This window comes from Borreliella japonica, from assembly GCF_030438115.2.
GTDB classification, from domain to species: domain Bacteria; phylum Spirochaetota; class Spirochaetia; order Borreliales; family Borreliaceae; genus Borreliella; species Borreliella japonica.
The window spans coordinates 31,183-50,225 of the sequence record NZ_CP124062.1 but is presented as its reverse complement, the minus strand read 5'-3'; the positions used below and the strand labels follow the sequence as shown (position 1 = coordinate 50,225).

Annotated in this window: 17 protein-coding genes; 13 read left to right on the top strand and 4 right to left on the bottom strand. The window is 26.4% G+C overall.

Features of this window, described 5'->3' with window-relative positions:
- The first annotated feature begins 30 nt into the window (after positions 1-30).
- The 4 genes from QIA21_RS00840 to phoU are packed head-to-tail and all read left to right on the top strand — an operon-like array spanning position 31 to position 4,621.
- Positions 31-2,478 carry an AAA family ATPase gene (locus QIA21_RS00840; RefSeq protein ID WP_301392781.1) on the top strand — a complete coding sequence of 816 codons (2,448 nt, stop codon included), beginning with the start codon at positions 31-33 and terminating at the stop codon, positions 2,476-2,478.
- Positions 2,479-2,503: 25 nt separating this feature from the next.
- Entirely contained in the window at positions 2,504-2,905 is a 402-nt protein-coding gene (locus tag QIA21_RS00835) for a hypothetical protein (protein WP_301392780.1), read from the top strand.
- Positions 2,902-3,939 carry a tetratricopeptide repeat protein gene (locus tag QIA21_RS00830; protein WP_301392779.1) on the top strand — a complete coding sequence of 346 codons (1,038 nt, stop codon included), beginning with the start codon at positions 2,902-2,904 and terminating at the stop codon, positions 3,937-3,939. The genes QIA21_RS00835 and QIA21_RS00830 overlap by 4 nt, the downstream gene beginning before the upstream one ends.
- 10 nt (positions 3,940-3,949) lie before the next feature.
- Positions 3,950-4,621 carry a phosphate signaling complex protein PhoU gene (gene phoU / locus QIA21_RS00825; RefSeq protein ID WP_014653301.1) on the top strand — a complete coding sequence of 224 codons (672 nt, stop codon included), beginning with the start codon at positions 3,950-3,952 and terminating at the stop codon, positions 4,619-4,621.
- Between the two features lie 81 nt (positions 4,622-4,702).
- Here phoU and QIA21_RS00820 read toward each other — a convergent pair whose 3' ends face one another.
- Positions 4,703-5,554 (bottom strand): protein-glutamate O-methyltransferase, encoded by an 852-nt coding sequence (locus tag QIA21_RS00820; RefSeq protein ID WP_091973195.1) that lies wholly within the window; start codon positions 5,552-5,554, stop codon positions 4,703-4,705.
- A 203-nt stretch (positions 5,555-5,757) separates the two neighbouring features.
- Here QIA21_RS00820 and QIA21_RS00815 point away from each other — a divergent pair, with 203 nt between their 5' ends.
- The 6 genes from QIA21_RS00815 (at position 5,758) to QIA21_RS00790 (ending at position 13,881) form a co-directional block, all read left to right on the top strand.
- Positions 5,758-7,260, top strand: a complete 1,503-nt coding sequence (locus QIA21_RS00815; protein ID WP_301392778.1) for a peptidylprolyl isomerase — start codon at positions 5,758-5,760, stop codon at positions 7,258-7,260.
- Between the two features lie 12 nt (positions 7,261-7,272).
- A complete protein-coding gene (locus QIA21_RS00810) occupies positions 7,273-8,796 on the top strand; it encodes a pallilysin-related adhesin (RefSeq protein ID WP_301392777.1) in 1,524 nt (507 codons plus the stop codon).
- Positions 8,797-8,804: 8 nt separating this feature from the next.
- The gene (locus QIA21_RS00805) at positions 8,805-9,545 is read left to right on the top strand and encodes a lysophospholipid acyltransferase family protein (protein ID WP_301392776.1); all 741 of its coding nucleotides are present in this window, start codon (positions 8,805-8,807) and stop codon (positions 9,543-9,545) included.
- A gap of 47 nt (positions 9,546-9,592) precedes the next feature.
- Positions 9,593-11,398 carry a DNA topoisomerase IV subunit B gene (locus QIA21_RS00800; RefSeq protein WP_301392775.1) on the top strand — a complete coding sequence of 602 codons (1,806 nt, stop codon included), beginning with the start codon at positions 9,593-9,595 and terminating at the stop codon, positions 11,396-11,398.
- Complete coding sequence (locus QIA21_RS00795; protein ID WP_301392774.1) at positions 11,398-13,278, top strand: DNA topoisomerase IV subunit A; 1,881 nt, start codon at positions 11,398-11,400, stop codon at positions 13,276-13,278. Before QIA21_RS00800 ends, QIA21_RS00795 begins: the two co-directional genes overlap by 1 nt.
- Positions 13,279-13,344: 66 nt before the next feature.
- Complete coding sequence (locus QIA21_RS00790; protein ID WP_301392773.1) at positions 13,345-13,881, top strand: P13 family porin; 537 nt, start codon at positions 13,345-13,347, stop codon at positions 13,879-13,881.
- A gap of 80 nt (positions 13,882-13,961) precedes the next feature.
- Here the strand turns inward: QIA21_RS00790 and smpB are convergent, their stop codons facing one another.
- Together smpB and QIA21_RS00780 are read right to left on the bottom strand one after the other, a co-directional pair.
- Positions 13,962-14,414 carry an SsrA-binding protein SmpB gene (gene smpB / locus QIA21_RS00785; protein WP_301392772.1) on the bottom strand — a complete coding sequence of 151 codons (453 nt, stop codon included), beginning with the start codon at positions 14,412-14,414 and terminating at the stop codon, positions 13,962-13,964.
- 11 nt (positions 14,415-14,425) lie between these two features.
- Entirely contained in the window at positions 14,426-15,889 is a 1,464-nt protein-coding gene (locus QIA21_RS00780) for an SUMF1/EgtB/PvdO family nonheme iron enzyme (protein ID WP_301392771.1), read from the bottom strand.
- 70 nt (positions 15,890-15,959) lie between these two features.
- On the opposite strand from QIA21_RS00780, the gene lepB (QIA21_RS00775) reads away from it, so the two are divergent.
- From lepB (QIA21_RS00775) to QIA21_RS00765, 3 genes are read left to right on the top strand one after another with little or no spacing between them, the layout of a single operon-like run.
- On the top strand, positions 15,960-16,940 hold the full coding sequence (gene lepB, locus QIA21_RS00775) for a signal peptidase I (protein ID WP_301392770.1): 981 nt from the start codon (positions 15,960-15,962) through the stop codon (positions 16,938-16,940).
- Position 16,941: 1 nt separating this feature from the next.
- On the top strand, positions 16,942-17,580 hold the full coding sequence (lepB, locus tag QIA21_RS00770) for a signal peptidase I (RefSeq protein ID WP_091973222.1): 639 nt from the start codon (positions 16,942-16,944) through the stop codon (positions 17,578-17,580).
- A complete protein-coding gene (locus tag QIA21_RS00765) occupies positions 17,570-18,001 on the top strand; it encodes a DUF188 domain-containing protein (protein ID WP_091973224.1) in 432 nt (143 codons plus the stop codon). Before lepB (QIA21_RS00770) ends, QIA21_RS00765 begins: the two co-directional genes overlap by 11 nt.
- On the opposite strand, the gene bamB is transcribed toward QIA21_RS00765, so the two are convergent.
- Positions 17,987-19,036: an outer membrane protein assembly factor BamB gene (gene bamB / locus QIA21_RS00760; protein WP_301392769.1), complete on the bottom strand. Its 1,050-nt coding sequence runs from the start codon at positions 19,034-19,036 to the stop codon at positions 17,987-17,989. The two genes, QIA21_RS00765 and bamB, sit on opposite strands and share 15 nt — an antisense overlap.
- Positions 19,037-19,043 lie beyond the last annotated feature (7 nt).

The window sequence follows — 19,043 nt, the reverse complement described above, 5'->3', positions numbered from 1 at the left end:
ATTGGTTTTTAATTTTAATTGGGAGTTAGTTTGGTTTTAAAAAAAATAGCACTCTTAGGATTTAAATCTTTTTTAAATAGACAAGAGTTTGAAATAGGTGAAAATTTAAGTTTTATTGTTGGTCCTAATGGATGTGGAAAGAGCAATCTTATTGATGCTGTACGTTTTTGTATGGGGGAAGATAATTTAAAATTTTTAAGAGTTGAAGATATTTCTGATTTAATTTCTGTTTCAAAATTAGGAAAATCAAATTTTGCAGAAATAACTCTTTTTTTTAGTAACATTAACGGTGAAAAATCGACTTTGAATGGATTTGGAGAAAATTTTTATATTCGCAGGCGTCTTTATAAGGACGGCTCAAGTGAATACTATTTTAATAATAAAATTTTAAATTTTCAAGATTATAATAGACTTTTGAACAGGTTTCATTTTAAAAGATCGCCTTATATGTTTATAACCCAAGGTAAGGTTGAAGACATTTCTTTAGGGAGAAATGTAAATCTTAAGTCTTTAATTGAACAGGCAAGTGGAATAGATGTTTTAAAAATTGAAGAAGAAGAGGCCTTGAAAAATTTTAAGCAATCTAATCAAAATTTATTATCTTTGTTAGCCTTGCAAGAAAGTTTAAAGCAAAAGTACGATAACATAAAAAATGTTTACTTTTTGAGAAAAAAACATCAAGATTCAGTTCAAAAATTAGAAGCTTTGGAAAAAACAATAACATTAAAAAAGCTTTTCAATATTAATTTTGATATTAATGTTTTAAAAAATGAATTAAATTTAGACGATTTGAGTAAATTTTTGTCTTCTAGTTTTAAGGAAAAGTTAGAATTTTATTCATTTAGAGAAAAAAATATTGCGAATAATATTCAAGCATTAGGAAAAGATCTTGAGTTTATGAAGTCTAAAATTCTTGGACTAGAGATTAAGATTCAAAAATTAGAGCAAGAAAAGACTGTAAAGATGAATTTGGAAGATAAGTTTGTCAAGAGTAAATCTAAGTTTGAGGAGAAAAAAAAATCTATAAATAACGATTTATATCAATTAAATAGTTTGCTTAAAGAAAATAAAAAAGAATTTTTTTCTTTAAGTGACGAAATTAATAAATATACTAAAAGTTTTTTTGAACTTGTTGATTTAATTTTATCTGTGTTAAAGAGTGCTAAATCAGAAGAGTTTGTTTTGTTAAAAGAGAATATATTAGATTCTCTTAAACTTTTTGAAGAATCATTAAGTATAAAGTATATTAAAGAGATTAGAGTAAATTTAATCAAGTATATAAGCAAAGATGATAATCTTTTGGCTTTATTGAAGGATAAAATTGAGCCTGTTTTTGATCAAAATGTTAATTTGAAAAAATTTTTGCTTGAAAAAAATGCTTTAAAAGCAAATATTGCTAAGGAGATAACAAATATCGAGAGATTAATCGAAGAAAAGACACTCAAATTAAATGATGTATTAGGAGAGCTTGAGTATATAGAGCTTTCTAAATTTAAAAATTTGGACGAAATTAAACTCATAGATAGTAATTTAGAATTTTTATTTGAATCTAAGAATAGTCTTGATGAAGAGTTTAAAAATTTGTGTTTAAAGCTTGAAGGTTTAAATTTAGAAAAGAGCGATATTCAGCTTAATTTAAGCAATCTTATTGGTGCTTCAAAATCTAACAATGAGTCTTTAAAGGAGAAAGATTTGAGCTCTTTAGTTTTTTTTAATGATTTTAAAAAAACTAAATATTATGAATATATAAAAAAACAGACAGAGTACGAATTTCTTTTGAACTCTAATATAAGTATTAAGAATGAAATAGAAAATTTTAATATTTCTAATAAGATGTCTGATAAATTTGAATTAGAAGGAGATCTTGTAGCCAGGGATTTATTGCGAAAAGAAATAGATGCAATCAATCTAGGCGATTATGTATTTTTCAATATTGATAAAGAATTTGATGAAACTAAGGATCGTTTTGAAAAAGTAAGTTTACAAGTGGAAGATTTAAAGCTTTCAAAATATTCATTACAAAAGCTTCAAAAAAAAATAAAAAATGAGATTTATAAAAAATTTAGAGAATCATTTGATGAGATTAATAAAAATTTTTCTTACTTTTTTAAAAAAATTTTCAAAGGAACCGCCATTCTTTTTTACAATGAAAATACTGATAATGTTGAGATTAGAATAAATTTTTCAAACAAATTTGTCAAAAACAATAATATGCTTTCAGGAGGCGAGAGTACTTTGGTTAGTATGGCTTTTGTATTTGCACTTTATTATTATTCTCCCGCTTGTTTTTGTATGCTTGATGAAATAGATGCGGCTCTTGATTTTGAAAATAGTAAAAAACTTTCTTTGCTATTAAAAGAATTGGGAAAAAAAATTCAACTTTTAGTAATAACCCATAATGCATATGTTTCTGAGGGTGGTGAAAATTTGATAGGTATTACACTTGATAATGGTGAAAGCAAGGTGTTTAATATATAATTAAGTTAGATTTAAGGAAATTAACATGCAAGATGGAAGGTTTAGTTTTAGAAAATATTTTTTAATTTTAATATTTTTGATTTTTATTGTTTCAGGCATTACTTATTTCTATTCAATACAAATGTTGGAGAAATCTCAAAAGTCTGTTGAAGACAATTTAGATGCTAAGGTTAAATTGCTTAATATGGAAGATTTTTATTTTGATTTAAATGAATGTCTGAATATGGATGATTTTTTTATTCCAAGACCTGATTATTTAAATGAAAATTTAAATAAAGATTTGGTTGTTGATGGGTTAATTAAAAATAAGTTTCTTGATGAGTATTTTTTCAAAGATCTTTGGATTAAAAAGGAAAATTTATTTAACATTGATATTGAGAAGGAGAATGAAAAATTAATAGATAAGATTTTAGAAATTTCCAAATGATTAAAAAATATTTGATTTATATAAGTTTGCTCTTTGTTGTTTTTGAAGTTTGTCCTGAGCCATCTTTTATAAGTCAGGGCAATTCGTATGAGCTTGATTTTAGCAATAGAGAAGTAGATATTAATGTAAATACTAATTCAAAGTTTAATCTTTCTTTTAAGGATGAGTCTTGGATTTACATCAAAAGCAATGAAAATAGAGCTTTTATTAACCTAATTGGAGAATCTTATGAAAACGGGGCTGTTTTTGCTTTTCAAACTTTTAAAAAGGAGGGCAAAATTAAGTTGATTTTCAGTTACCAAAATGTTAAGGATTCGATTGAATTTAATAAAATAATTATCTTGAAAATTACAAAGAATTTTGAAGCTGAAATTTCAAATGGTGGTGATGGTTCTGATGAGGATAGGGATATTAGAAGTAACAATAATCTTGAACTTAGAAGGGATGGTGTTAATAAGATAAGCTCTTTAGAGGTTGTTGCTAGAGCTTTGAATTTATCTTACATAAATGATTACAAAGGAGCAATAGAATTGCTTAATAAGTATGATTTTAATGATGATAAATATATTTTATTGAAGGCAGAAATTTATTATAAAAATAGGGATTATTTAAAATCTTATGAAAATTATTTGAAATTGAAGAGCAAATGCTTTGAAAGCATTATTTTTGATCTAATTAAGCTTGGTATAGAATTAAATGTTAAAGAAGAGGTTTTAGAGGGTGCTAGATATTTAGTTGAAAAGAATATTGATTTTTCTGAGAGTATTTATCTTGACATTTTTGAATTTTTGGTAATGAGAGGAGAGTATGAGTTTGCTTTAAATTTTAGTTCTCTGTACTTTCCTAAGTATATTAATTCAAGTTTTTCAGATAAATATAGTTATTTTTTGGGAAAACTTTATGAATCTGAGAGCAAGCATAAAGATTTTTTAAAGGCTTTGCATTACTATAAATTGGTTATTGATAATTACCCTTTTAGTGATTATTATGATAGAGCTAAGATAGGGTATTTATTTTTAAAGCGGTTTTTTTAGGAGATGTGACATGATACGGAGAAGGCTTACTAAACAACTTGAAATAATAAAAGATTATCTTTGGGACATGAAAGAATGTGTGCTTAAGATTATAGATGACTCTTTGATAGCCTTAGAATCTAAAGATAAAAGTTTAGCTAAAAAAATAATTAATGAGGATGAAAAAATAATAGATGATTATCAATACGATATTGAAGATTTGTGCGGAAGAATAATTGCTACCGAACATCCTGTTGCTACAGAACTTAGAGAAATTTTAGCAATTATTAAAATAATAAGTTCTCTTGAAAGGATTGCAGATCATGCTACTAAGATTGTAAGAGTTGTTCTTCTTCTCGAATCAGATTTAGATGATTTTGATTTTCTTAATCTGTATTTTAAACCTTTAAGAGAAATGGCGGATACAGCTAAAGAGATGTTGTCTGATATTTTTGATGCATATTTTGATGGAGATTTTACTAAAATATTAAAGATAGTTAAGTATGATAATATAATAGATAAATTATTTTCAAAGCAAAAAAGTATTGTTATTGATGCAATGAAAAAAAATCCTGAAAATTTGGATTATCTTTTAAATATATTATTTTTGAATTCTTTTTTAGAAAGAGTGGGCGATCATGTAGCAACAATTGGTGAATTGCTTTATTTTATTAGAATAGGTGAGAAAGTAAACTTAACTTAGCGGTATTATTTTAGCTTTTTAAGCTAAGTAAATTTTATATTATAAAAAATTTATTATAAAAAGAATTAATGATTATTGTCATTAATTCTTTTTATAAGTGGCAGGCATTATGTATTCAAGATTTTTGTTTCCTCTGATTGTTTCTGAATGTCCAATTAAAAGATAAGAATCATTTTTAAGATAGGAGTTGAATTTATTGGCAAGGTTATTTCTAGTTTTTTCATCAAAATAGATCATGACGTTTCTGCAAAATATCAGGTCAAATTTCTTGCTAAATGGAAATTTTTCATCCATTAAATTTAATTTTTTAAAGTAAACCATTTTTTTTAAAATTTCTTTAACTTGAAATTTATCATCTTGAAGTTGATTTAAATATTTAGTTTTTAAATGTTTGGGCAAATTTATTATACGATCTTCAGGATAAATTCCTTCATGAGCTTCATGTAGAACGCTAATTGAAATATCTGTTGCTAAGATTTTGACTTTAAAATTTACTTTATTATTTTCCATGTATTCTTTTAATATCATTGCAATTGTATATGGCTCTTCACCACTTGAGCATCCGGCTGACCATATTCTAATTTCTGGGTTTTCTGATTTTAATATTTTTTCAGAGAGATTGGGCAATATTTTATTATTTAAAAAATCAAAATGTTTAGGTTCTCTGAAAAAATAGGTGTGATTTGTTGATATTTTGTCTATTAATTTAATTAATTCAATGTTTCCATTGCTTTTTTCTAAAAAGTTGATGTATTCAGTAAAATTTTTAAAACCTTTAACTTTAAGAAGAGATGATAATCTACTTTCAATTAGCATCTTTTTTTTTTCACTTAGATTGATTCCAAAATTGTTGTAAACTATTTTTATTAACCTTAAAAGTTCGTCCTTAGTTATATTTATATTAAGATTGAATTTGTTTTGATTCATATTCATATTCATATTCATATACTATTGATTTCGTTCTCCTTTTTGATTCAGAGTGATTTGTTTTTATGCTAGAAATGTAAAAATTTCTTTTTTAGCTCTATAATACTTAAGCGTATAGCTTAAGTTAGATATTTCAATTGCAATAATTTTTCAATTGTGATAATTTAGTAGTTAAATTATTAGTATGCTTACTTATTAAAGGTTGTTTTATGCGAAAAAGAAGTAGAAAAGTCAAAAGTGATTTGGTTGTGTTTGAATCTAAAGAAAAAAAAGTTGGTATATGGGGTATTTTTGCTCTTATTTTAATTGTTTTTGGATTTATTATTGCACCTTTACTTCCAGGGATGTTTGATAATTCTCATTCATCTGGTTTAAAATTTGGTTCTTATAAAGGTCAACCTATTTACTATGAAAAAGATAGTAAGTTTGCCAAGTATGTTAATTACTATTCAAATCTTTATTCTAGGTTACAAGGGGATTCTAAAGGTATCAACATAGATTATAATGCCTGGTATTTAGCATTTATGAAATATGTTGAGGATATTGCTTTTTTTGACCTGATAAAGAAATATAATTTTTACATTTCTAAGGAAATGCTAAATAAAAATTTACTCAGATCTCCTGAATATTTAGACTCTAGTGGAAATTTTAGTTCTAAAAGATATAATAAAGCCTCTGATTATCAAAAAGTTAAAATTTATGATGATATGGTAGAAAATATGCTGTTTTCGAATGTTAAAGTTTTTTTAAATAGTAATTTGATATTTCCCGATTCTCTTTTTAACTCGATTAAAGATATGAGTACTGTAAAAAGGCATATTTCATATCTTGCTCTTTCTTACCAGGATTTTTCTAATAAAGAGGCAATATTTTATGCTGAGAAAAATTTAAATTTATTCAAGCGTTTGTCGCTTGCATCTATTCGTTTTAAAAATGTAAGCGATGCTCGGAATGCTTATGATAAGCTATTAAACAAAACTCCATTTGAAGAGCTTGCTAAACTTTATTCAGATGATATAGCTAATTTCAAAGGCGTTGTTTCTTTGGATAAGTATTATTTTGACTTAGATCTTAATGTTGAAAATAAGGAAGATCTAAATGCTATTTTTTCTTTAAAAGAAGGCGAATTTAGCAAGCCTATTAAGATTAAAAATAAAAATGAATATCAAATATACAAGGCATTTGGCAATGTTCATGATTTTGATAAAAACTCAGATCGTGATATTAGCTCTGTTAAAAATTATATTGAAGCTTATGAACCAAATGTTATTGAAAGTTATTTGGAAAATAAGTTAAATGATTTTCTTAATGATATTAAACTTAGCAGTTTAAGCCAAGCTCTTGAAAAATATCAATTTAGTTTAAAAGAAGAAATTGTCAATTTATCTTACAATGTTAATGTTTATCCTAGTACTTTGAAAGAGTTGGTTGAGTTTAATAATAGCAAGTCTTTTTATGACATTGTTTTTGGATTAAAAGAAAATTCTTGGTCTAAGCCTTTTGTAGCGAATAAAAAGGTTTATTTGTTTTTCCTTAACTTGGCTAAAAAAGGATCTAACGAGCTCAAAGAAGAGATCAAAAATGAAAGACTTCTTGACAATTTTAACATTGCGAATAGCGGCTTGATTACAGATTTTTTGTTGAATAAAAAAGATTTTGTTAATAATTTTAATGAATCGTTTTTTGCTTTACAAAGTTTTGGTCAAAATTAAGAAACGAGTGCTATGATAAAGGTTTTGGTTGTCAATGTAATTGACTTTAGTAAGGGATTAATCTGGTTTTATACTTATTTTTATAGATTTTTGGTTTTATTCTTTTTTTTTACGTTACTTGCTTGTTCTCAAGTGAATAAAGATTTTATTGTTTTTAACAAAGATGTGAAGTCTGCTTCTGAGATCGATGATCTAAATTCTAACGTTTTGGAAATTAACAAGATGGAAGATTTTTTTGGAGCTATTATAGATTTAAAAGGTTATAAAATTCTTGCAGTTCAGCAGGAAAATTTAAATTTAGATGTTTATTTTGAACAGGTGGTTTTAGCTCAAAATTTTTCAAATCTTGATGCGTATTTATTTATTATTGGCTTTGATCCTAAAATTAAGGCTGGAACGATTCTTTTTAAAACCCAAATAGACATTGACCTAAAAAATTCTTACAATATGTATCTTGAGGATATTACAGGTGATTATGATTTTAATATAGTTGTTCAGGGATTTTCAAAAGATAAATCTGTTTTGTACGTTTTCCAAAAATCTGTTTTAAATGATGTGTCTTCTTATAAGCCTATATTTTTTGACAAAGTTAATGGCACTGTTCTTATCAATAAGTATGCAAGATCTTCAGCTTATGAGGAAAATAGATCAAGGGAAAGTTATCCTATTTCTTTAGAAAAATATGAAAAAGTAGGGGAAGATTTAATAGTCAGCAAGATTGAAAAATATGAATATTCTCATGTTCAGGGTAAATATTATCTTTCTTCTGTTAGTGAAAAAGTTGGTAAGATTGATAATAATATTTATAAAACTTTAAAGAATTTAAGCAAAGACGAAGTTTATAGATTTTTGCATGGAGTTTGGTATGACGTTCATGATTATAATAAAAAACAAGGCAAAGATATTGATGAAGTTTTATTTTTGTCTTTTGAAAGGCAATCAAGCGAGATTAATCTTTTTAGAAAAAATTCTCAAGAAGTTGCAAAGATTGAATATATTTCAAAGCCGGCTTACAATACCCTTAATGTTAGCGCTAAGTCTCTTTTTTCAGATTTGATTGTTTATAACTTTTGGATAAAAATTGTAGATAAAGAAAATGTTGAAATCAAAATTGACACTAGTACAAATTCTTATGATAATAGTGGATTTTCAGGAACATTTAAGAGATTTGATGAAAATATCTTAAATGTTGAAAAAAATGGTAATAATGTTTATTTTATTCCTAATGGAAATTATGTATATAAGGATAAAATTTATGATTTTTCTTATCCCAATTTAACTTATATTGATGAGAATAAAATTTATTATGGCATTTTTAATATTTTCCCTTTAAAAAATAATTTTGTTCTTGAATATGAAATTGATATGGGTAGTTATAAGATTGTCGAATCTTTTTTTCTTGAACATAACGAGAGAGTTGTTCAAAAGCAAAAATTTTCTACAATCATTCTTAATCCTATTAAAATTTTAAAAGATGATGTAAGCTTAGTTAAAGGGCAAAAATTAAAACTTGAGCGAATAGAAAAAATAGGATAATAGTTTTTATGAAAATATTGAGAAGTATTATAACTTATTTTAATGTTTTATTGTTCTTTTTGATTTTTATTTTTTTTTTATTTCCTTTTTACTTGGTTTTTAAAATTTTTTCACTTGAGCGTTATATTATTAAATTTAGTTTTCTTATGATTCGAGCTTGCATTAAAGTTGGTTTGTGGATTGCTGGAATTAAAATTATTGTTACAGGTACTGAGAATATTCCCCAAAAGGGGAATGTAATAATAATGGGAAATCATATTGCGGCTATGGATCCTTTAATTTTTATTTATACTTTTGTTAATCCATTTGTAATATTGGCAAAACATTCTTTGCGTAGGGTTCCTTTTGTGAATCTTGTTTTAATTGTTATGGGTTCTATTTTTGTTAATAGAAAGAGTATAAGATCTGCTGCTGAGGCTGAAGTTAAGGCAATAAAGGTTATGAGAGAGGGTAGATCTATTGGAATTTTTCCTGAAGGTACTAGAAATAGGGGGGGGGATACTAAGGTTTTTAAAAAAGGTGCAATTAAGATGGCATTAAAGACAGGAACATCTATTCTTCCTGTTACTCTTTATAATACTAATAATTTTTTCATTAAAAATGTTATTTTTAATTCTGGACTGTCTGTTTATATTCATGTTCATCCTTTGATAGATATTTTAAAATTAAGTGAATATGAAAAAGAAAATCTTGCTAGTATTATCAGAGATCAAATAGTTAAAAAGCTTGAAACTATTAAAAACTATTAAAATTTAATTTATAAAGTTTAATTTATAAATATAAAGCAAGGATTTAGATGAAGACTCAAAATTATGACGAAAGTAAAATAATCACCCTATCTTCTCTTGAACACATTAGATTAAGATCTGGTATGTATATTGGGCGTTTAGGAGATGGTTCTAATATTGATGATGGTATTTATATTTTAATTAAAGAGATAATAGATAATTCAATTGATGAGTTTATTATGGGTTACGGAAATGAAATTCTTATAAAGAAAGAAAATAATCTTATTACTATTAGGGATTATGGAAGAGGGATTCCTCTTGGAAAAGTTATTGAGAGTGTTTCAGTTATTAATACTGGGGCGAAGTATAATGATGATATTTTTCAATTTTCCGTAGGGCTTAATGGGGTTGGAACTAAGGCGGTTAATGCCTTAAGTTCAAAATTTCTAGTAAGATCAACAAGAAATGGCAAATCTTTTGAGGCTTTATTTTCTAAAGGAAACTTATTGGAATCTAGAGAAATGAAATCTTCCGATAAAGACGGCACTTATGTTGAGTTTTTGGCAGATTCAGAGATATTCGGAAAATATTCTTACAGTGAAGATTTTCTAAAGAGAAGATTTTTCCATTATGTTTGTTTGAATAAAGGACTTATAATAAACTATAATAATCAAATTTTTGAATCCAAAAATGGTCTTTTAGATTTTTTGAATTCAGAAATTAAAAGTGATGATTTGCTTTATGATATTGTTTACTATTCTAGTAAGACCTTAGAATTTGCTTTTTCTCATACAAATAATTATGGAGAGACTTATTTTTCATTTGTTAATGGGCAATATACTAACGATGGGGGTACTCATCAGACTGGTTTTAGAGAAGGGTTTGTAAGAGCTATTAACGATTTTCTTAAAAAAACATATTCGTCAACAGATGTTAGGGAAGGGCTCGTTGCAACTCTTTCTGTTAAAATTAAAGACCCAATATTTGAAAGCCAAACTAAGAATAAGCTTGGAAATATTGAAACTAGAGGCAATGTTGCAAGGGAAGTGCAAAAGATAATTTCTGAGATTTTGTATAAAGATAAAATACTTGCAAAATTGATTGAGAAAAAGGTAGTTGACAATGAGCGACTTAGAAAAGAATTAAGTAGTGTAAGAAAAGAAGCAAGAGAGAGAGCAAAAAAAATATCTTTTAAAATTCCTAAACTTAAGGATTGTAAATTTCATTTTAATGGTAACAGTAAGCAATCAGAACAAACCATGATATTCTTAACAGAAGGGGACTCTGCAACAGGTTCAATGGTGTCTTGTAGAGATGTTTATACTCAGGCTATATTTTCTCTTAGAGGAAAACCTCAAAATATGTTTGAAAAAAATAAATCTGAAATATATAAAAATGAAGAGCTTTATAATATGATGGTGGCTCTTGGTATTGAAGAATCAATTGAAAATTTGAGGTATAATAAGGTTGTAATAGCAACTGATGCAGATTTTGATGGATTTCATATTAGAAATTTGTTGTTAACCTTTTTCTTGACTTTTTTTGAAGATTTAATTTTAAATGGACATATGTATATTTTAGAAACCCCTCTTTTTAGGGTTAGGAACAAAAAAATCACAATTTATTGTTATTCTGAGGAAGAAAAGCAAAAAGCTATTCTTCAGCTTAAAGGTAGGGGGGGGTGTGAAGTAACAAGGTTTAAAGGCCTTGGTGAAATTTCTCCAAATGAATTTAAAGGTTTTATTGATATTAATAGTATTAAACTTACAAAAGTGGATCTTTTCAATATTAAAGAAATAAAAGAGAAATTGGGTTTTTATATGGGGCAAAATACTCCTGAGAGGCGGAATTTTATTATGGAGAATTTGATTTAATGGATATTAGAACCGTACTTAAAGATAATTTTTTGCAATATTCATCTTATGTTATTAAAGATCGTGCTATTGCTAGTGTTGTTGATGGATTTAAACCAGTTCAAAGAAGAATTATACATTCTCTTTTTGAAATGCATGATGGTAATTTTCATAAAGTTGCAAATGTTGTTGGTAATACAATGAAATACCATCCCCACGGTGATACATCAATTTATGAGGCTCTTGTTAATATTGCTAACAAGGATCTATTTATTGAAAAGCAGGGTAATTTTGGTAATTTGTTCACGGGTGATCCCGCTTCTGCTTCTAGATATATTGAATGTAGATTAACACCTTTAGCTTTTGATGTTCTTTACAGCAAAGAGATAACAGTTTATGAATCTTCTTATGATGGAAGAAATAATGAACCTTTGCTTTATCCTGCAAAAATTCCTGTTATTTTGATTCAGGGAAGTGAGGGAATTGCTGTTGGAATGGCAGCCAAAATATTGCCTCACAATTTTAATGAGATTTTAAATGCAGTAAAGAGTGAACTTCTTGGAGAGACTTACGATATTTATCCCGATTTTCCAACAGGAGGAATAGTTGATGTTAATGAATATGCTGATGGTAATGGTAAAGTTTTAGTTAGGGCTAAAATTGAAACTATAGATGAAAAAACAATTGTAATAAGAGAATTACCTTTTGGTGAGACCACTGAAAGTTTGATATCTTCGATTGAGAAAGCTATTAGAAAAAATTATATTAAAGTTTCAAGCATTAATGATTTTACTGCCGAGAATGTAGCTATAGAACTATCTTTGCCCAGGGGTGTTTATGCAAGTGAAGTGATTGAGAAGTTGTATCATTATACAAATTGCCAGATATCAATTTCTGTTAATTTATTATTACTTAGTGAGCGATATCCCGTTGTTTATACTATTAGAGATCTTATTAAGTTTCATGCAGCCCATCTTCAAAAAATTTTAAAAATGGAACTTGAGTTGCAAAAAAGCAAGATTCTTGAAAAAATATTTTATAAAACGCTAGAACAAATTTTTATTGAAAAAAAGATTTATAAACTTCTTGAAACAATTTCTAAAGAAGAAAATATTGTAAGTATAATATTGTCAGAGGTTTTAAGGTACAAAGAATCTTTTTCAAGAGAAGTTTTAAAAGAAGATATTGAAAATTTGCTTAAGATTCCAATTAGAAAAATAAGTCTTTTTGATATTGATAAAAATTCCAAGGATATTAAAATCTTAAATAAAGAGTTAAAGGGTGTAAATAGCAGTATTTCTTCAATAAGAGGATATTCAATAAACTTTATTGATTTATTGCTTTCAAAGTATTCTAAGGATCATCAAAGGAAGACTGAAATTTCTTTAATCAAATCAAAGAATGTAAAAGAAATAGCCACAAAGAATATGAAAGTATATTTAAACTTGGCAGAAGGTTTTGTAGGAACTAGTCTTTTTGATGGTGAATTTATTGGAAATGCTAGTTATTATGATAAAATATTGGTTTTTAGGGAAAATAGTTATGTTCTCAAAAATATTGAAGACAAGGTGTTTATAGATAAAAAGAATATATGTGTTTTAGTTTATGATATAAATAATTCAAAAGAACAAATATTTTCATTAATTTATCTTAATAAACTTGACAATTTTTATTATGTTAAAAGATTTAAAATAGATAAATTTATTACAGATAAAGTTTATGAATTTTTGGGAAAAAATGATGAATTTGTCGATTTTTCATTGAGCCCCAAATTTGTAGAATTTTTGACAAATAAAGATATTGTTAAAAGAATTGAAATTACTAATTTTATGGTCAAATCAAGAAGCTCTATTGGGAAGCGAATTCCAAGTAACAATTTGAAAAAAGTTAAATTCAAATAGTTTAAAAACCTTTTTTAAATTCCATTAATATGGTACCATGATATCAGTTTTAATAAAGGGGTTTTTATGAATAAATCTTTAATTTTTATTTTGGTAGCTTTTTGTGTTTTTTCCAGCTTTGCTCAAGCTTCTGATTCTAAAAGCACTTTTAATCTGGGAGCAGGAGAAAAACTTTTGGCTTATGAAACTAGCAAAAAAGATCCTATTGTGCCATTTTTATTGAACCTTTTTTTAGGGTTTGGGATAGGTTCTTTTGCTCAAGGCGATATTCTTGGGGGTTCTCTTATTCTTGGATTTGATGCGGTTGGTATAGGTCTTATACTTGCAGGAGCTTATTTAGATATCAAAAATTTTGATGATAGTGCCAAAAAAGTTCCTTTTAAATGGACTTGGGGTAAGGGAATGATGTTGGTAGGTGCGGTTACTATGGCAGCGACAAGATTGACAGAAATTATTCTTCCATTTGCATTTGCCAATAGCTATAATAGGAAACTAAAAAATAGCCTTAATATAGCTTTGGGAGGATTTGAGCCTAGTTTTGATATCAATACGGGTCAAGCCAGTGCTCTTGGTTTTGAACTGTCTTTCAAAAAAAGTTATTAATTTTATTTATTATGAAAATGGGTAATTACAATTTTGTATTGTGATTATCCATTGGAATTTAAAATTAGAGCTTTTATTTATTATTTATATTTTATTTCCCTACTAAGGTCTTTTTTTATACTTTTTTGTTTTAGTATTTCTCTTTTATCATATAATTTTTTTCCTTTACATATTCCAATTTCTACTTTAATTATCGATTTTTTCAAATAAAAACTAATAGGAATTAAAGTGTATCCCTCTTTTTCTCTAAATTTTTTTAGTCTTTGTAATTCCTTTTTTTTGATTAGAAGCTTTCTAGGTCTTAATTCATCATGATTAAAGATATTTCCTTCTTTATATTTTGATACGTGCAAGTTTTCAAGCCACAATTCTTCTTTTTTTATACTCGCAAAACTATTGTTAAATGATAATTTTTTTGCCTTTATTGATTTTACTTCAGTTCCTTTTAGTACTATTCCACAACTTATTTTATCTTCAATAAAGTAATTGAATTTTGCCTTTTTGTTTTCAAGAAACAAAGTATTTGTGTCCAAATCTATCCCTTCTATTCTTTTGATACAATCAATCTAAAACCAATGTTTGGAGAGCTCCAATTTTTCAAAAAAGAAGCTTTAGTTGATGGATTGAGTAAATTATTGTTTTGATAAGGGTATGTTCTAATTTCTGTTATCAATGAATAAAAATTTGAATTTTCGTTATAAAAATTTTTTTCATTTTTGAATATTGCAATATCATTAAAGGATGAATTTTGCATTAAATTCCAAAACCCAACTTTTTTTGATATTTCATTAATATTTAAAGGTTTTTTGTTTGGTTCTTTTTGGTACAATTCCCATTCTTGTGATATGGGGAGTCTTGCTTTTAATCCGTCGGGTAGTTTTTTAGAGTACCAGTTGGCATATTCTATTGCTGAGAAATAAGATATTCCCGTGATAGCTTCATTTAAGCCTATTTGATTAAAATTTTTAAGATAATTTTCATCTACAAGTTGTTCTTTTATTAAATTTTCTTTATTATTTAATGTCCATTTTGGATTTTCTTTTAAAAAATCTTGATACTCATATTTTGTAACATTTTGTTCTTGAATAAGAAATTCTTTTATACTATAGGTAGATTTTAGTGAAATATTTTTTGAATCTAGTTCATAATTTTGAATTTTTTCGATTTTATTTGAATTTATTTTTTTAAATCCAGGTAACGTTATATTAATGTTTTCATTTTTAGAAGTTAATTGAATGTTTTCATTGTCTAGAGTTTTGGTTAATTTTTTAACCCAAGGCTCATTTTTTGTTAACATTTTTAAATCTTTATTTAAATTTTCTAAAAACCAAAAAATAGCTCTATTTTCTAAGTCAAAATTTGTTTTTAAAGAGTTCCATATTTTTTCTTGATTACTATTGCTTTGGTCTATTGAATATATCATTTTGTATGAATCTAGAAAATCTTTAAACATTTCGATTGAATTCAAGTGAGGTATGGAATCTTTGAGAAATTTTTTAATGTATTTGGGATGTTCTTTGAGTTCACTAGATATTAATGAAAATACAGGAATTAATTTTGTATTTTCATTAATATTTTTTATTTTCACCATTATAGAGAGCTCTTTTTGTCTTTGTTTAATGATCTTTTCAGGATCAACCAGTTCTAAATTTATTTGTAAACTGTAGCTCCCAAAAAATTTGTTGTGAATTTTTATGTTTTGCTCGTATGTTTTAAATCCCATCCTTTTTGCTTTAATAATTCCTTCAGTAGTGTTTATATATCTGTTAAGAGGAGTTCTGCCGATATATTTTTCGTTTAAATAGATGTAAGTGTTTTCAATATTGGAATTTATTTTTAAATATGCTCCTGGATTTTTAAACTTAGGTATGACAATTGAAATTGATATTAAGCTTAAAAGCAATATTATTGTTGTAATGAATACGTAAATTTTGGGAGCTACTCCTAGAATTGGCTTTAATTTAACTTCAAAAAGCTCAACATTTGAATTTTCATCAATTTCTTTCATCTTTTAAAGTATAGAAAAGTATTTAAATAAGTGTCAATATTTTGTATGATTTAATTCTTGAGGTTAGATTATGTATTTAAGAAAATTGGATAAATTTGCATCTTTTTTGGTATACCTTATTGAAAGGTACTTGACATATCGAAAAAGAAAGAAGTATTTCTGCAAATTAAGGGCGAAGAAACGAGGATTTTTGCTCAACTTTTTATTTGATTTTGTAGCAGCAGCAATTTTTGTACTGGTAATAAATCAGTATTTTGTTCAAGCTTATAAAATACCATCAGGTTCAATGGAAGATACTCTTCAAATAGGGGATTTTTTATTTGTAGATAAATTTTCTTACGGTCCTGAACTTTTACCAGGATTATTTAAGATTGATGGTTTTAAAATTCCAGAAGAATCCGATGTTATTATTTTTGAAAATCCAGAGTATAAATCAAAGGGTGTTTTTTTTGATATTTTTCAAAGAATACTTTACATGTTAACTTTATCTTTTGTTGACCTTGATAAAGATGAATATGGTAATCCCAATGTTAGATTTCTAGTAAAAAGAGGTGTATTCTCAGACGGTAAAGTTGTTAAATTTAATAATGGTAAAGCTTATGTTAAAAGAGAAGGCGAAGAAAATTTTATTTTAGAAGATTCTTATCGGGATTTGGTTGGTCAAAATTTTAATATTAAAAAGATTGTGGCAAATGAGGATTATGGTATTTATGGTGATTTTGCTATGTTTGTTGCTCTGAGTCAGTTAAATATAAATTTAAGCAGTACTCCTGATTTTTCATTTTTTGATGTTAGATTGATTGATAGGTTTGAATTTGAAAGATTGGAATATAAGTATTTGTCTGCTTTTATGCCCTATGTTGATTATTATATGGAAAAAGCTATAATAAGAGATTATGGTATTTATGTTCCTTATGGATATATTTTGCCAATTGGAGACAATAGGGACAATTCTCATGATGGTCGATTTTTTGGAGTAATTAATAAGGATAAAGTGCTTGGAAGAACTTTGATAATATATCTTCCATTTTCCAGAATAGGATTTATTTAAAGTGGCTCCTTCATATTTAACTTTCGAACAAAGAATTTTAAGGAAAAAGCAAAGAAAAATTTTTTTTAAATATGTTTTAACATTTTTAATGTTAAATTTTTTTTTCACAAAGTTTGTTTTGCAAATTTTTATGATTAAAGGCAATGAGATGTTACCAACAATAACAAAAAATGCCAGTTTATTTTTTGTTGCAACACATATAACATCTTTTTTTATTCCTTTAAAAATGAATGATATTGTTCTTTATGAAGATTTTAGGTTAAGCGATAATTTTTTATTAACTTTAATAAAAGATTTCTTTTTTTTAAATAAAATTTTTAAAAGAGCAAGCTATAAAGTATCAAGAATAGCAGCTGTTCAGGGCGATTCTGTTTATGTTAGAGGTTTGAATGTTCTGGTAAATAAAAAGGATACAGATTTTTTTTATTTGAATGGCAATTTGGTTAGCTATTACAAGTTGAATAATTTTTTCAATACAGATGAAGTGGTTAAGTGTTTTATTTTGAAAAAAAATGAAATTTTTTTATTGAATGATAATTTAAGTGTTTTGAATGATTCTAGAATATTTGGGCCTATTAACAAAAATGCTGTTGTTTCGTTTTTGGCTTTTAAGGTAGTGGACTATAAGATTGTTAAATAAAATTTTTGTTGATGCTGATTCTTGTAATTTTAAGATAATAAAATTTTTACAAAAATTTATATTGCACAATAAATCAAAACTTATTGTAGTTTCTAATAAGTTTTTAAGTTTGGAAAAAACAGAAAATGTTGCTTTAGAGGTGGTGGACAATGTTGATGTATTTATTTTGAATTTAGCAGACAGGAGCAGCCTTGTGATTACTCGAGATATTTTTTTTGCTAAACTTCTTTTAGATCTTGAGGTTAAGGTTATGAATGATGAGGGTCGAATTTTTAATATAAATAATATAAATTATTTATATTTTAGATCTAAGATTAATTTCAATTTGAAAATTAAGACTAAAAAATATTATGATGAAGATTTTAATAAATCTAGATATGATAAATTTATAACAAACTTTTATTCTTTATTCTTTAGTTAATTTTTTGTTTTCCAATTTCCACAAACCCTTGCCTTGAGTTAATATGTAAATCGTGTTGTTTGATACGGGAATAATATCGTTAAGGCCCGTTTTGCCTAGCTGAGAACCGTTATAAGCTCCAGGCTCTACGGATTTTGAGGGCGCTTGTAAAGCAAAAATTCCTTCTTTATTTTTTGTAAATTCTGCAAATCCATTATTACTTCCGATTAATATTGCATCATTAAATTCTCTTGCAAAGTAGCCGCTAAATTCGCCTACTTCGTCTTGAATAAATATTGGTGTTGTATAATTATTTGCATTCGAATACACCTTAAATTTTGTGTCTAAATTGTTATAACCACCAGTCATTACTAAAATTTCAGAAAAACCCCTAATGCTTGTTTTAATGATAGGCATTATTTCTTTGGTTTGTTGATAGTCTATACTTGTGTATGTATTATTGTTTATTTGCCATATTTTAAGTAAATTTCCTGTAATTAAGTTATCCTCATTTGATATTTGGAAAAATTTGTCATTTTCATTAGCTTGTGATGGTGTTTTGTCAGCTCCTTGCAGATCAAAAATTCTCTCTTGATTATTTTTATCTATAGCTAAAATATATGCTTCTTTTATACCCTCTTTTCCCACAGATTTTAAGAATTTATATGCTTTTAGTGGTTTTTTAAATTTTAATATCCAATCGTTTCCACTTAACTCGCAAACTTCTAGTTCTGCTGTTTTGTTTTGTGCTAAAAGGTAGGTTTTACCAGATACATTTACAATATCATTTACAAACTCATAAGAATTGCTCAAATCAATTTTTTCAATCTTGCCGTTTTCTTTTTTAAATAAATGCATGGCTGCAATGTAAAGCGTTTCTCCTACTAGAGAAATTCCTCTTGGACTTGAACTACCCAAAATATTATATTCATGTTTTATTTCTTGTAGATTCCCTAGTTGTGAAAATATGGATTCGCTTGAGCATCCTGGTAGTAAAAATATTAATAAGCTTAAAATTAATCTTTTTTTAAAATAGTTTTCATATCTTTGTTTCATTTTTACC

Coding starts and splice junctions, on each gene's coding strand:
- QIA21_RS00835 (WP_301392780.1), top strand. CDS start 2,504: ATGCAAGATGGAAGGTTTAGTTTTAGAAAATATTTTTTAATTTTAATA.
- QIA21_RS00830 (WP_301392779.1), top strand. CDS start 2,902: ATGATTAAAAAATATTTGATTTATATAAGTTTGCTCTTTGTTGTTTTT.
- phoU (WP_014653301.1), top strand. CDS start 3,950: ATGATACGGAGAAGGCTTACTAAACAACTTGAAATAATAAAAGATTAT.
- QIA21_RS00820 (WP_091973195.1), bottom strand. CDS start 5,554: ATGAATATGAATCAAAACAAATTCAATCTTAATATAAATATAACTAAG.
- QIA21_RS00815 (WP_301392778.1), top strand. CDS start 5,758: ATGCGAAAAAGAAGTAGAAAAGTCAAAAGTGATTTGGTTGTGTTTGAA.
- QIA21_RS00810 (WP_301392777.1), top strand. CDS start 7,273: ATGATAAAGGTTTTGGTTGTCAATGTAATTGACTTTAGTAAGGGATTA.
- QIA21_RS00805 (WP_301392776.1), top strand. CDS start 8,805: ATGAAAATATTGAGAAGTATTATAACTTATTTTAATGTTTTATTGTTC.
- QIA21_RS00800 (WP_301392775.1), top strand. CDS start 9,593: ATGAAGACTCAAAATTATGACGAAAGTAAAATAATCACCCTATCTTCT.
- QIA21_RS00795 (WP_301392774.1), top strand. CDS start 11,398: ATGGATATTAGAACCGTACTTAAAGATAATTTTTTGCAATATTCATCT.
- QIA21_RS00790 (WP_301392773.1), top strand. CDS start 13,345: ATGAATAAATCTTTAATTTTTATTTTGGTAGCTTTTTGTGTTTTTTCC.
- QIA21_RS00780 (WP_301392771.1), bottom strand. CDS start 15,889: ATGAAAGAAATTGATGAAAATTCAAATGTTGAGCTTTTTGAAGTTAAA.
- lepB (WP_301392770.1), top strand. CDS start 15,960: ATGTATTTAAGAAAATTGGATAAATTTGCATCTTTTTTGGTATACCTT.
- bamB (WP_301392769.1), bottom strand. CDS start 19,036: ATGAAACAAAGATATGAAAACTATTTTAAAAAAAGATTAATTTTAAGC.